Below are 13500 nucleotides of genomic sequence, written 5' to 3' on the forward strand. Positions count from 1 at the left end.
CAGCGCGGAGCCCGGTGGCGGCCAGCATGCGCCGCCGCGCCGTGCCGATCCTGCTTCCCCCAATTCTGCCCGGCGGTCCAGCATGGCCGCCGAGACAGGGGGAAACGCTACCCCGCCGCGGCCAGGATGCGGTCCATCGCCTCGGTCCGGCCGAGCGCGGCGAGGACGGCATCGATCGGCGGGCTCTGGGTGCTGCCGCTGAGGGCGATGCGCAGCGGCTGCGCCACCTGGCCGAGTTTCATCCCCTTCACGTCGCTGTAGTCGCGCAGCCAGTTCATCAGATCCGTCTGCTCCCAGGGCGCGTCGTTCAGGAATTGCGCGAGGTCGGCGAGCAGGGCCTTGGCCTCGGGCGTGAGCTGCGCGGCGGCCTTGGGATCGAGGGCGGGCGGGCCCTCCTGCGCGGCGAAGGCGGCGGCGGAGGTCAGCTCCTCCAGCGTCTTCGCCCGCTCCTTCAGCGCCGGCATCAGGGCGCGCACGCGGTCGCCGCCGAGCGTGCCGAAATCGACGCCGCGGCGAGTGAGGCGCTTCAGCACCTCCTCCGTCAGCCGCGCATCATCGGCGGCGCGGAGATAGACGCCGTTCAGATGCGTCAGCTTCGCATAATCCATGCGCGAGGCGGCACGGCCGACATCCTTCAGGTCGAAGAGCTCGATCGCGCGCGGGCGGGGGACGAATTCCTCGTCGCCATGGCCCCAGCCGAGGCGCAGCAGGTAGTTGCAGACCGCCTCCGGCAGGAAGCCCTGCGCCTCGAATTCCATCACGCCGACGGCGCCGTGGCGCTTCGAGAGCTTGGCGCCGTCGGCGCCATGGATCAGCGGGATATGCGCGAAATGCGGCCGGTGCCAGCCCATGGCGTCATAGACCATGCACTGACGGAAGGTGTTGGTCAGGTGGTCGTCGCCGCGGATGACATGGGTGATCCGCATGTCGTGGTCGTCCACCACCACCGCATGCAGATAGGTCGGCGTGCCATCCGAGCGGAGGATGATCATGTCGTCCAGCTCGGCATTGGCGACGCGCACCTCGCCCTGCACCAGGTCCGGCACCACCGTCTCGCCGCCGCGCGGGGCCTTGATGCGGATCACTGGCGCGACCGAGGGGGCGGCGGCGGGGTCGAGGCCGATCCAGCGGCTGCCGTCATACTTGAACGGGCGCTTGGCGGCCTCCGCCTCGGCCCGCATCGCGGCCAGCTCCTCCGGCGTGTCAAAGGCAAGATAGGCGGCGCCGCGGGCCAGCAGTTCCCGCGCCACCTCGGCATGGCGGGCCTCGCGGCTGGACTGCATCACCGGCGCCTCATCCGGCGAGAGGCCGAGCCAGGCGAGACTGTCGAGGATCTGCTGCACCGCCTCGGCGGTGGAGCGCGCCTTGTCGGTATCCTCGATGCGGAGGAGGTATTCGCCGCCATGATGGCGGGCAAAGAGGAAGTTGAAGAGGGCAGTGCGGGCCCCGCCGATATGCAGGAAGCCGGTGGGCGAGGGGGCGAAGCGGGTGCGGACGGACATGGCTCGGGCCTGAAGGGGTTGCGCGCCGTATAGCCCCGGCCGGCTGCGGGGGGAAAGCCTGGGGACCGGCAGGTTCCAGTTGCATTCGTTCCGAACACGGTGAAATATCGGGAAAGAAATGTCGTCCGCGTTTGCTCGGCCAGCCCCCCGATGGCCCGGCAAACCCGCGCTGGCGGCCGCGTGGGAACCCCTCCTCGCGGCCGAACGCCCTCGGCTTGCCTTATGGCTGGTCGTGGCTCTGGCCGTGGGCATGCTGGTCTATTTCGCCTTGCCGTCGGAACCCCCACCGGCGGCTTGGTGGCTTGCGCCTCCCCTGCTGCTGCTCGCGCTCTGGCTCGGAGTGCGGCACCCGATGCTTGGCCTCGGCACCGGCCTGCCCGCCGCCGCGGCGCTCGGCTTCGCCGTGGCCGGCTGGACCACGGCGGCCCAGCCGCCGGCGCTGGAGCCGCCACGCACCGCGACCGTCGTGCTGGGTGAGGTTGTGAATGTCGAGGCGCTGCCGGAAGGCCGCCGCGTCACCCTCGCCGCGCCCCGCTTCGGAGAGGGCCCGCCCGAGTCACGCCAGATCCGCATCCGGCTGCGCGCCAATGACCCGGCCCGGCCGCGGCCCGGCGACCGGCTGCGGGTGCGGGCCCTGATCCGGGCGCCGGGCGGGCCGACCCAGCCGGGCGGCTTCGACTTCCAGCGCCATGCCTGGTTCTCCGGCCTCGGCGGCAGCGGCAGCGCGCTCGGCCCGGCGGAGGTCCTGCCGGGCGAGGCCGCGCCGGTCTTCGCTGGCCTCCGCGCCGGAATCGAAGCGCGGGTGGCGGCGGTGCTGCCCGGGGCGCCGGGCGCCGTCGCGGCGGCGCTGCTCACCGGCGGGCAGAGCGCCATCCCGGCCGGCGACCTCGCGGCCATGCGGGATTCCGGGCTGGCGCATCTGCTCTCGGTCTCCGGACTGCATATCGTCGCGGTCATGGGGTTGGGCTTCTGGGTGCTACGCGCGCTGTTGGCGCTGGTGCCCGGCCTCGCGCTGCGGCTGCCGCTGAAGCCGGTGGCGGCGGTGGCGGCGCTGGCGCTGGGCGGGGCCTATATGCTGCTGACCGGCGGGCAGGTGCCGATGCTGCGCAGCTTTCTGATGGCGGCGCTCGGGACGCTCGGCCTGCTGGCGGGGCGGCGGGTGCTGACGCTCCGGGCCCTGGCGCTGGCGGCGGCGGTGGTGCTGTTGGTGCAGCCTGCGGCGATCCTCGGCGCCAGCTTCCAGATGAGCTTTGCCGCGGTGCTGGCGCTGATCGCCGGCTGGGACTGGCTGCGGCCGCGCCTGCCGGCGGCCGGGCCGGGTGCGAGCTGGCGGCGGCGCCTGATACTGGCGGGGTTCGGGCTGGTGGCGACCTCGCTGCTCGCCGGCGCGGCGACGACGCCCTTCGGCCTGCACCATTTCGGCCGGCTCCAGGTCTATGGCGTGTTGGCCAATGCGGTCGCGGTGCCGCTGACCTCGCTGCTGGTGATGCCGGCGGGGATGCTGGCAGCGCTGCTGATGCCCTTCGGGCTGGAACGCTTCGCCCTGCTGCCGATGGGCTGGGGGGTGGAGGCCGTGCTGGCGGTCGCCCATGCGGTCGCCGGCTGGCCGGGCGCTGCGCTCTCCGTGCCGCCGATCCCGGCCTGGGGCCTCGGCGGCTGCGCCTTCGGGATGGTCTGGCTCTGCCTCTGGCGGACCAGCTGGCGGCTGGCCGGCGTGCCGTTGATCCTGCTCGGCCTTGGCAGCGGGGCGCTGGACCGGCCGCCAGATCTGCTGGTCTCGGGCGACGGGCGGCTGATCGCGCTGCGGGCGGGGGGCGAGCTCTACCTGCAGAAGCTCTCGGGCAGCTCCGCGCTGGTGCGGGAGAATTGGCAGCGCCAGCTTGGCGTGGCCCAGGTCACGGCCCTGCCGCGGGATGGCGAGGCAGCCGGCGGCGTCGTGCGCTGCACCGGCGGCGCCTGCCGGCTCGACCCAGGGGAGGGGCTGCCCCGGGCCGTGCTGCTGCGTGGCGAGGCACCTGGAGCGGCCTGCGCCAGCGCCGCGGTGGTGGTCTCGGCGGAGCCGGTGCGGGGCGCCTGCGCAGCGCAGGTGGTGGACCGCTTCGCCGTCTGGCGAAACGGTCCGCATGCCATCTGGCTGGAGCCGGGCGGCGTCCGCGTGCTCAGCGACCGCGCCCATCGCGGCGACCGGCCCTGGGTGCCGCCGGTGCCGCGGCCGCGGGGCCTGGCCTCGGCCGAGCCCCTGGCGGCGGTGGAATAGGCTAGTACTTGCGCAGCAGCCCGATCAGGCGGCCCTGCACCTTCACCCGGTCAGGGCCGAAGATGCGGGTCTCGTAGCGGGGATTGGCCGGCTCCAGCGCGATGGAGTTGTTCTTCCGCCGCATCTTCTTCAGCGTCACCTCGTTGTCGTCCACCAGGGCGACGACGATGGCGCCGTTCTCGGCCGTGTCGCCGCGGCGGATGATGACGGTGTCGCCATCGAGGATGCCGGCTTCGACCATCGAATCGCCAGCGACCTCGAGCGCATAATGCTCCCCGCCCGTGAGCAGGGCAGCCGGCACCTCGACGCTGGCGCCGCTGTCGCGCAGCGCCTCGATCGGGAGACCGGCGGCGATTCGGCCATAAAGGGGAAGCTGGACCGCCGTCGCCTCATTCGCCGCGCGCTGAACCCCGGCGAGGTTCGGCGCGAAGCGGCCCTGGATGACATTGGGTGCGAAGCCGGGTGGCGGGGCTGTGGCCGGCATGGGCGAGGCCGGCGCCTCGGCGGCGCGGCGCGGCGCGACATTCTCCGGCAGCCGGATCACCTCCAGCGCCCGGGCGCGATGGGCGCGGCGACGGAGGAAGCCCCGCTCCTCCAGCGCCGTGATCAGGCGGTGGATGCCGGATTTGGACTTCAGCTTCAGCGCGTCCTTCATCTCCTCGAAGGAGGGAGAGAAGCCGGTCGCGCGCAAATGCTTGTCGATGAAGATCAGCAACTCGTGCTGCTTGCGGGTAAGCATCTTCCCTCCGTCGGCCAGGCCGTGAGCGCTTCGGCGAACAAAGCACGAATCGTCCCGATGTTCTACGGAAGTTCCAGAAAAGCGTCAACCACGCCCTTCAGATACCCAAATCGCCGAGCGGAATCACCTCGATTGATGCGCCTTCCGGCAGGGCCGCGGCGCCAGGGGCGCGGAGGATCAGCGCATCGGCCCGCGCCAGGGTCTTCATCATGGAACTGTCCTGGACCGGGAAGGGGGTGGCGACCGGCACGCCCTCCGGCCCCGGCTCCAGCCGCGCCCGCAGATGGTCGAAGCGGCGATCATTCTCGGGCAGCGGCGCGCCGGCCAGCGCCCGGATCGTGCGCGGCGGTGCCCCAGGCAGGCCGGACAGCCGCTCCAGCGCCGGCAGCAGGAAGAGCACGCTGCAAACCAGCGCCGAGACGGGATTGCCCGGCAGGCCGAGCACCGGCGTCGCGCCGAGTCGTCCCCAGATCAGCGGCTTGCCCGGCCGCATCGCGATCTTCCAGAAATCGAGGGTGAAGCCCTGTGGGCCGAGCGCGCTCTGCACCAGGTCGTGGTCGCCGACACTGGCGCCGCCGGTGGTCACCAGCAGGTCGCAGGCCCGGGCGGCGGTGGCGGCCGCGGCGATGGCCTGGCTGTCATCCGGGGCGATGGGCAGCACCAGCGGGTCGCCACCCCCGGCGCGAATCAGCGCGGCGAGGGCATGGGCATTGCTGCTGACGATGCCGCCTGGCGGGATCGGGTCGCCGGGCAGGGCGATCTCGTCGCCGGTGGCGAGGATCCCGATCCGCGGCGCCCGATGCACCGCGAGCCACGGCACATTGGCGGCGGCGGCAAGGCCGATATCGCGGGCGGTCAGGCGGCGACCGGTCGGCAACACCGCCTCGCCCGCGGCGAAATCGAGCCCACGCCGCCTGATCCAGCGGCCGGGCCGCACCGTCTCCTGCACCTGAACCCGGCCGGGCGAGGCCTCGGCATCCTCCTGCAACAGGATGGCATCCGCCCCGGGCGGGACGAAGCCGCCGGTGAAGATGCGCACCGCCTCGCCGGGGCCGACCTCGCCGGGGAAGGGATGGCCGGCCGGGGCGGTGCCGATGACGGCGAGGCTGGCGCCGGCCACCGCCTCGGCTGCCCGCACTGCATAGCCGTCCATGGCGGAGACATCGGCCGGCGGCTGGTCGAGCCGGGCCTGGACCGGCTGGGCCAGGACCCGGCCCCAGCCGGCAGGCAGCGGCACGGTCTCGGCAGGGGTGGCGGCGAGGGCGGCGAGGATGCGGGCCCGGGCTTCCTCGACCGATATCATCACTCTGCCTCGTAAGTTCCGGATTTTCCGCCGGATTTATGGGAAAGCCGCACGGCCTCGATCCGCATGCCGCGATCGATCGCCTTGCACATGTCATAGACGGTCAGGGCCGCTACCGTCACGGCGGTCAGTGCCTCCATCTCCACCCCGGTGCGGCCGACAAGGCGCACCAGCGCCTCGATCTCCACCGCGTCGGGCGGGGCGGGGGTCAGGTCGACCGTGACCTTGGACAGCATCAGCGGATGGCAGAGCGGGATCAGGTCGCTGGTCCGCTTCGCCGCCATGATGCCGGCCAGGCGGGCGACGGCGAGCACATCGCCCTTGCCGATCTGGCCCTCGCGGATGCGTTCCAGCGTGGCCGGGGCCATGGTGATGCGGCCGCGGGCGATGGCCTGGCGGGCGGTCTCCGCCTTGTCCCCCACATCGACCATGGCGGCGCGGCCTTCCGCGTCGAAATGGGTCAGGGACATGGCGGCCTACAGCGCGTGGACGAGGTCGTATGCGGCGGCGGTGACATCCGCCTGCCGCATCATGCTCTCGCCGACCAGGATGCAGCGGGCGCCGGCGGCGGCCATGCGACGAACATCCTCCGGGGTGCGGATGCCGCTCTCGGCGACCGGGATGCGGTCGGCAGGGATGAGGGGCGCCAGCTCCTCCGCCGTCGTAAGATCGGTCTGTAAAGTTCTGAGATTGCGGTTATTCACCCCAATCAACCGGGTCTGCAGCCCGAGGGCTCGGTCGAGCTCGGCGCGGTCATGCACCTCGGCCAGCACGCCCATATCGAGGCTGCGGGCGATCTCCTCCAGCTCCTCCGCCTGACGGTCGGAGAGGGCGGCCATGATGAGCAGGATGCAGTCGGCACCCATCGCCCGGGCCTCGAAGACCTGCCAGGGATGGACCATGAAGTCCTTCCGCAGCACCGGCAGGGTGCAGGCGGCGCGGGCAGCCTTCAGATGGTCGGCATGACCCTGGAAATAGGGCGCGTCGGTCAGGATCGAGAGGCAGGTGGCGCCGCCACGGGCATAGTCCTCGGCGAGCGTCGCAGGCTCGAAGGGGTCGCGGATCAGTCCGCCGGAGGGGGAGGCGCGCTTGATCTCGGCGATGAGCCCAACCCGGCCATCGGCCACCGCCTCGCAGAGATTGTTGACGAAGGCGCGCGGCGCCGGCGCGGCATGGGCCTGGCGCTCGACCTCCGAGAGGGAGGTAGCGGCGGAGCGGGCCCGCACCTCCTCATATTTGTCGGCCAGAATCCGGGCCAGGGTATCCGGCACGGTGCGTTCGGGGATGACGAGCTGGGGGGCGTTCATGCGGCGGTGGCGTCCTTCAGGCGGGCCAGTACCGCAGATGCGGTCCCGCTGTCGATGGCCTCGGCAGCCCGGGCGGCACCCTCCCGCAGATCGGCACATCGCCCGGCGACGAGGAGGGCGGCGGCCGCATTGAGCAGGACGATGTCGCGGTAGGGGCCCGGGGCACCCTCCAGCAACGCGGTGAGGGCAATGGCGTTCTCGGCCGGCTCGCCGCCGCGGATGGCCTCGGGCGGCGCGCGGCGGAGGCCGGCATCCTCGGGCGCGATGGTGAATTCGCGGATGCCGCCCGCCTCCAGCGCCACCACCTGGGTCTCGCCGGAGAGCGCGATCTCATCCAGGCCCTGGCCATGCACCACCCAGGCGGACTCGGTGCCGAGCCGGGCCAGGGTTTCGGCCATCGGCCGCAGCCAGGAGGTGTGGAAGGCGCCGGTGAGCTGGCGCCGAACCCGGGCCGGATTCGCCAGCGGGCCGAGCAGGTTGAAGATGGTCCGGGTGCCGAGCTCGACCCGCGGCCCGGCGGCATGGCGCAGGGCGGCGTGGTGGCGGGGCGCCATCAGGAAGACCATGCCGACGGTCCGCAGCACCGTTTCCAGCCGATCCAGCGGCACGTCGAGATTGATGCCGAGCGCGGCGAGCGCATCGGCAGCGCCCGAGCGCGACGACAGCGCCCGATTGCCATGCTTCGCCACCGGCACGCCGCAGCCGGCGACGACCAGCGCCGTCGCGGTCGAGATATTCAGGCTGCCGGAGGCATCGCCGCCGGTGCCGACGATGTCGATGGCGCCGGGTGGCGCCTCGATGGCGGTCATCCGGGCCCGCATGGCGCGGACGGCGCCGGTCAGCTCCGCCACCGTCTCGCCGCGGACGCGCATCGCCATCAGCAGGCCGGCGATCTGGGCGGGGGTTGCCTCGCCGGCCATGATGATGCCGAAGGCGGCCTCGGCCTCGCTCTCGGCCAGCCGCTCGCCGGCGGCGAGGCGGGCGAGAACGGGCTTCAGCGTGTTCACGCCGGCACCCGCGCCTTGGCGAGCAGCAGGAAATTCCGCAGCAGGTCATGGCCGTGCTGGGAGGCGATGCTCTCCGGATGGAATTGCACGCCCCAGATCGGCAGGTGCCGATGCGCGAGGCCCATGATCAGCCCGTCCTCGGTCCAGGCGGTGGCTTCCAGCTCCTCCGGCAAATCCTCCCGCCGCACCACCAGGGAGTGATAGCGGGTGGCGCGGAAGGGGTCGGGGAGACCTGCGAAGATATCCGTGCCGCGGTGATGCACGTCCCAGACCTTGCCATGCACCGGGTCCGGGGCGCGGATGACCGTGCCGCCGAAGGCCTGGCCGATCGCCTGGTGGCCAAGGCAGACGCCCATCAGCGGCACGCCGGCCGAGGCGGCGGCGCCGATCAGCGGCAGGCAGATTCCCGCCTCGTTCGGCGTGCACGGGCCGGGCGAGAGCAGGATCGCCTCCGGCCGCATGGCCAGGGCCTCCTGACTCGTCAGCGCGTCGTTGCGCCGTACCTCGATCTCCACTCCAAGACCGCCGAGGAAGTGATAGAGATTGAAGGTAAAGCTGTCGTAGTTGTCGATCAGCAATATCATGCGCTTGGACTTTCGGGCCGCGTCGCGGCCGGGTCAAGCGCGGGCGGCGCCGTCGGGGCGCGCGGCGCCGGCGGGGCAAGAGGCGCCAGGGGGCGTGCCGGCGGCGGGATCGCCGGTCCGCTGATCACGTCGAAGTCGAAATCGCTGCGCTGCATGATGGCCTCCTTCGGTGGATGGGGCCGTCACTGGCTGGCGGTGGGGATCGTGAGGGTCCAGAAACACGAAAGCCGCCAGCGAGTGGCGGCTTCTGGGGTCTGCGTGAATGCGCTGATCCTTAGGCCGCCGGTGTGTACCAGCGGTACCAAAATCGTGCGGCGGGGATCGCGCGTTGGACCATGGCGGAGAGACTAGCCATGGTCCGGCGCGTCGCGCAAGCGCGATCAGAAGCCGTAGAGCCGGGCCGGGTTGTCCACCAGGATCGCCTGGCGTTGTGCTGCCCCGGGCGCCCAGTCGCCGAGCGCATCCATCAGCACGCCATCATCCGGCACCTCCTCGGGCGAGGAGAGGGAGGGATGCGGCCAGTCCGTGCCCCAGACGCAGCGTTCCGGCGCGGCGGCGATCATGGCGCGGGCCATGCCAGCGACATCCCCATAGGGCGCGCCGGCGGCGGAGGAACGGTAGCCGCAGAGCTTGGCCCAGGCCCCGCCTTCCAGCAGCCGGAGCAGCGCCCGGAATGCTGGATGCTCAGGGCCTTGCTGGTCGACCTTCACACCACCCATATGGTCGATCACCAGCAGGCAGGGCAGGCGCGCCAGCACCGGCTCCAGCGCAAGCATTTCAGTGGGATGCGCGTAGAGCTGCAAGTGCCATCCGAGCTCGGCAAGGCACTCGCCCAGGGCTTCGAGCTGCTCGAGCGGAGTGCCGTTGCCGCTGACCGCGTTGAAGCGCACGCCGCAGGCGCCGCGCGCCGCCATGGCCCGGAGCGCCGCCAGGTCGAAGCTCTCATCCACCACGACCACGGCCCGGGCGCGGTCCCGGCCAAGCGCCTCGACGGCATCGAGGCTCACCGCATTCTCGGTGCCGTAGATGCTCGGCTGGACCACCACCGTGCGCTGGATGCCGATCGTGTCGCACATCGCCCGGTAGGCGGCGATGGAGGCCTCGGGCGGGGTATAGGACCGGCCGGGCGAAAGCGGGTAGTGCCCATAGGGGCCGAAGATATGCATATGGCAGTCGGTCGCGCCGGGCGGCGGCTGCCAATGCGGCCGGCTGGTGACGGCGCGGGCGCCGGGGCAGGGGCGGGTCATCCAATTCCTCCCGGTGCGGGCTTGCGGCCCGCCTCGGGCGAAGGGTGGCGAGCCTCCGCGCCGGCTGTCAAATCCGGCGCTGGCCTATCTCCGCCCGGCGGCGAAGCGCACCGCCTCCTCGGCCGCGCGGAACAGGGCGCGCGCCTTCTGCTGTGTTTCCTCATATTCGGCGACCGGATCGCTGTCGGCCACCACGCCGGCGCCGGCCTGGACATGCATGACGCCGTCCTTCACCAGCGCGGTGCGCAGCCCGATGCAGGTGTCCATCCCGCCATCGGCGCCGAAATAGCCGAAGCCGCCGGCATAGATTCCCCGGCGGGAGGGCTCCAGCTCCTCGATGATCTGCATGGCGCGGACCTTGGGAGCGCCGGTGAGGGTGCCGGCCGGGAAGCCGCCGGCCAGCGCATCCAGCGCCGAGAGGCCCGGGCGCAGCCGGCCACGGACCTCGGAGCCGATATGCATGACCTGGGAATAGCGCTCGATCTGGAACTGGCTCGGGACGCGCACGGTGCCGATGGCCGAGACCCGGCCGACATCGTTGCGGCCGAGATCGAGCAGCATCAGGTGCTCGGCACGCTCCTTGGGGTCGGCCAGCAGCTCGGCCTCCAGCGCCTTGTCCTCTTCCGGCGTCGCGCCGCGGCGGCGGGTGCCGGCGAGCGGGCGGATCGTCACCTCGCCGTCGCGCAGCCGCACCAGGATCTCCGGCGAGGCGCCCACCGCGGCGAAGCCGGCGAAGTCGAAGAAGAACAGGAAGGGCGCCGGGTTGATCCGCCGCAGCGCCCGGTAGAGGGCGAAGGGCGGCAGGGCGAAGGGCACCGAGAAGCGCTGGCTGGGGACGATCTGGAAGCAGTCGCCGGCGCGGATATAGTCCTTGGCGCGCTCCACCGCCGCGACGAAGCCCTCGCGGGTGAAATTGCTGGAGGGTTCGGGCAGGCGCGGCAGGCTGACCGGCGCGGCCGGGCGCGGCAGCGGGCGGTCGAGCGCCGCCTCGGCCTCGTCCAGCCGGGCCTGGGCGGCGTCCCAGGCGGATTGCAGATCCTGACCCGGAGCCGGCCAGACGGTGGTGAAAAGGCTGAGCGCATCCCGCACATGGTCGAAGACGGCGACCAGGGTTGGGCGGACCAGCACCGCATCGGGCACGCCGAGCACATCCGGCGCGGTCGAGGGCAGCCGCTCCATGAGCCGGACCATGTCATAGCCGAGATAGCCGAACAGCCCGACCGCGATGGGCGGCAGCCCGGCCGGCAGGCTCATCTGCGTGGCGGCGATGGCGGCGCGGAGGCTCTCCAGCGCATCCTCGCCCGCCGGCTCGAAGGCATGCGGGGCGGCGAGGGCGTGGCGGTTCAGCTCGGCGCGGCCCTCGCGGCAGCGCCAGATCAGGTCCGGCTCCAGCCCCACCGCCGAATAGCGGCCGCGGGCGGCGCCGCCCTCGATGCTCTCCAGCAGGAAGCTGTTGGGCTTGCCGGAGGCGAGCTTCAGGAAGACCCCGACCGGCGTGTCCAGATCCGCCACCCGCTCCCGCCACAGCACCTGGGCCTGCCCGGCGGCAAGACCAGCGCTGAAGGCGGCGAAATCGGGGGAGGGCATGGGCGTTGCTCCTACTCGGGTTATGGCTGGGCGAGGCTGTCCACCAGCCGCGGATTGACCCGGACATCGGCCTGGGCCCGCAGCGCGGCCATGTATTCGATCTCGAGGTCGCCGGCCATGGCCTGCGCCACCTCGCCGCGGATGCGGCCGATCGCCGCCGCATCCACCTCGGGCTTGGTGACCTCGAGCAGTTGCGCGACCGCATAACCTTCCCGGGTCTGCGCCATGGTCGGCTCCTTGAGCTTCAGCTCGAAAAGCGGGGCGAGGAGCTCGGGCGGCACGGCCGGGTCACCGCGCTGCTCGCGGGTGATGGCGCCGATCTCGCGGATGCCGAGGCCGGCTTCCTGCGCCGCCTCGGCCAGGCTCTTGCCGCCCTTCACGGCGGCCAGCAGCCCGGCGGCGCGCTCCTCCTGCGAGCGGCGCTTCGCCTCAGCGATGAAGGCCTCGCGCACCTGCGGCTCGACGCTCTCGAAGGGACGGAGGGCAGGGGGCGTCACCTCCTTCACATCGACCGCGACGAAGCCGGCCTCGGTCTCGCTGAGGCGGGGGGCGGCGCCCCGTTCGGTGGTGAAGACGGCGCGCAGCAAGGGTGCCCGGGCCGCCTCGATCACCGGCAGCTCCACCGCCTTGCCCTCGGGGTCCATCCCGTTGGCATCGGTGCGGAGGGTGGCGAAGCCGAGGTTGAAGCGCTGCGCCACCTCGGCCAGCGTCGCGCCACCGGCCAGCGCATCCTCCACCTGATTGGCCCGCTCGAAGGCCAGGTCGGCGGCCTTCTCGGATTGCAGGTCCTGGCGGAGCTGGTCCCGCACCTCGGCCAGCGGCCGGGCGGCGCCGGGCTCGATCGCCTCGACCTTGAGGACATGCCAGCCGAAATCCGACTTCACGGGCGCAGTGACGCCGCCATCCGGCGCGGCGAAGGCGGCCTCGGCGAGTTGCGGGAAGGGCAGGCCGGCGCGGTCGAGCAGGCCGAGCTCCAGCGCCTGCCCGCCGGCAGCCTCGGTCGCCTGGGTGACGGCGGCGAAATCGGCGCCGCCGGACCAGCTTGCCGCGATTTCCTTCGCCTTATCCTCGTCCTGGACCAGCACCTGGGCCAGCCGGCGCCGCTCCGGCGTCTCATACTGGCTGCGCCGCGCCTCATAGGCGGCGGCGAGGTCGGCATCGGAGATCTCGACCTCGCGGCTGATCCGGTCGGCGCTGAGGACGGCGACGCTCGCCTCCCGGTATTCGGGGGTGGAGAAGCGATCGGGGTTGTTCTCATGGAAGCGCCGGAGCTGCGCCTCCTCCGGGGCCGGCGGCTCCGGCGCGGCCGAGAGGGGGAGGGAGACGATGGCGGCGCCGCGCTGCTCCTGCTGCCATTGCAACAGGGGGCGGGCCAGGGTCTCGGGCGCCGCGGCGCCGGCGCGGACGGCGACCGCCAGCTGCTGCCGCGCCAGATCGGCCCGGACCAGGGCGAGGAAGCCGGCCTCGGTCAGGTCGTTGCTGCGGAGGAAATTCTCGAACACCGCCCGATCGAACTGGCCGGTCATGCCGCGGAAGCCCTGGATCGAGAAGATGAAGTCCCGCACCGCCGAATCCGGCACGGCGATGCCGAGGCGGTTCGCCTCCTGCCGCAGGACGCGGTCGAGGACGAGCTGCTCGATCGCCTGCTGGGCGACGGCGCGGCGGATGCGCGGGTCGTTCTCGAACTGGGCGCCGAGCTGGCGGGACAGGCGCTGCATCTCCCGCCGGATCGCGGCCTGCGCCTCCTCGATCTCGATCGGCGCGCCGCCGACCCGGGCGACGGCATTGTCCCGGCCGAAATTGCGGATGGTGTCGCCGATGCCCCAAACGCCGAAGGAGGCGATCAACACGATGAAGAGAAGCTTGGCGACCCAGGTGGAAGCGAGTCGGCGAAGAGCGGTGAGCATGGCGGTCCGTGACTGGTCCAGCCGGGGTCCATAGCGGAGCGGCGCCCCGTTGCCAAACCG

12 protein-coding genes are annotated in these 13500 nt (G+C 72.2%); 1 reads left to right on the top strand and 11 read right to left on the bottom strand.

What is annotated here, in order from left to right:
• Positions 1–107: 107 nt before the first annotated feature.
• Positions 108–1502: a glutamate--tRNA ligase gene (gene gltX / locus JMJ55_RS21760; RefSeq protein WP_202827707.1), complete on the bottom strand. Its 1395-nt coding sequence runs from the start codon at positions 1500–1502 to the stop codon at positions 108–110.
• A gap of 232 nt (positions 1503–1734) precedes the next feature.
• Between gltX and JMJ55_RS21765 the strand changes: the two genes are divergently transcribed.
• Positions 1735–3759: a ComEC/Rec2 family competence protein gene (locus JMJ55_RS21765; RefSeq protein WP_328702740.1), complete on the top strand. Its 2025-nt coding sequence runs from the start codon at positions 1735–1737 to the stop codon at positions 3757–3759.
• 1 nt (position 3760) lies between these two features.
• Here JMJ55_RS21765 and lexA read toward each other — a convergent pair whose 3' ends face one another.
• From lexA to JMJ55_RS21815, 10 genes are all read right to left on the bottom strand, one after another.
• Positions 3761–4498 (bottom strand): transcriptional repressor LexA, encoded by a 738-nt coding sequence (lexA, locus tag JMJ55_RS21770; RefSeq protein ID WP_202827709.1) that lies wholly within the window; start codon positions 4496–4498, stop codon positions 3761–3763.
• Between the two features lie 97 nt (positions 4499–4595).
• Complete coding sequence (locus JMJ55_RS21775; protein WP_202827710.1) at positions 4596–5801, bottom strand: molybdopterin molybdotransferase MoeA; 1206 nt, start codon at positions 5799–5801, stop codon at positions 4596–4598.
• The gene (moaC, locus tag JMJ55_RS21780; RefSeq protein WP_202827711.1) at positions 5801–6271 is read right to left on the bottom strand and encodes a cyclic pyranopterin monophosphate synthase MoaC; all 471 of its coding nucleotides are present in this window, start codon (positions 6269–6271) and stop codon (positions 5801–5803) included. The genes JMJ55_RS21775 and moaC overlap by 1 nt, the downstream gene beginning before the upstream one ends.
• Positions 6272–6277: 6 nt before the next feature.
• Positions 6278–7108 (bottom strand): indole-3-glycerol phosphate synthase TrpC, encoded by an 831-nt coding sequence (trpC, locus tag JMJ55_RS21785; RefSeq protein WP_202827712.1) that lies wholly within the window; start codon positions 7106–7108, stop codon positions 6278–6280.
• A complete protein-coding gene (gene trpD, locus JMJ55_RS21790; RefSeq protein ID WP_202827713.1) occupies positions 7105–8115 on the bottom strand; it encodes an anthranilate phosphoribosyltransferase in 1011 nt (336 codons plus the stop codon). The genes trpC and trpD overlap by 4 nt, the downstream gene beginning before the upstream one ends.
• Complete coding sequence (locus JMJ55_RS21795) at positions 8112–8699, bottom strand: anthranilate synthase component II (protein ID WP_202827714.1); 588 nt, start codon at positions 8697–8699, stop codon at positions 8112–8114. The genes trpD and JMJ55_RS21795 overlap by 4 nt, the downstream gene beginning before the upstream one ends.
• Complete coding sequence (locus tag JMJ55_RS21800; protein ID WP_202827715.1) at positions 8696–8854, bottom strand: hypothetical protein; 159 nt, start codon at positions 8852–8854, stop codon at positions 8696–8698. Before JMJ55_RS21800 ends, JMJ55_RS21795 begins: the two co-directional genes overlap by 4 nt.
• A 225-nt stretch (positions 8855–9079) precedes the next feature.
• On the bottom strand, positions 9080–9946 hold the full coding sequence (locus tag JMJ55_RS21805; RefSeq protein WP_202827716.1) for an amidohydrolase family protein: 867 nt from the start codon (positions 9944–9946) through the stop codon (positions 9080–9082).
• Positions 9947–10030: 84 nt separating this feature from the next.
• Positions 10031–11533, bottom strand: a complete 1503-nt coding sequence (trpE, locus tag JMJ55_RS21810; RefSeq protein WP_202827717.1) for an anthranilate synthase component I — start codon at positions 11531–11533, stop codon at positions 10031–10033.
• Between the two features lie 20 nt (positions 11534–11553).
• Positions 11554–13440 carry a SurA N-terminal domain-containing protein gene (locus tag JMJ55_RS21815; RefSeq protein ID WP_202827718.1) on the bottom strand — a complete coding sequence of 629 codons (1887 nt, stop codon included), beginning with the start codon at positions 13438–13440 and terminating at the stop codon, positions 11554–11556.
• Between the last annotated feature and the right edge of the window lie 60 nt (positions 13441–13500).

This window comes from Belnapia mucosa, assembly GCF_016775475.1.
Taxonomy (GTDB): Bacteria; Pseudomonadota; Alphaproteobacteria; order Acetobacterales; family Acetobacteraceae; genus Belnapia; species Belnapia mucosa.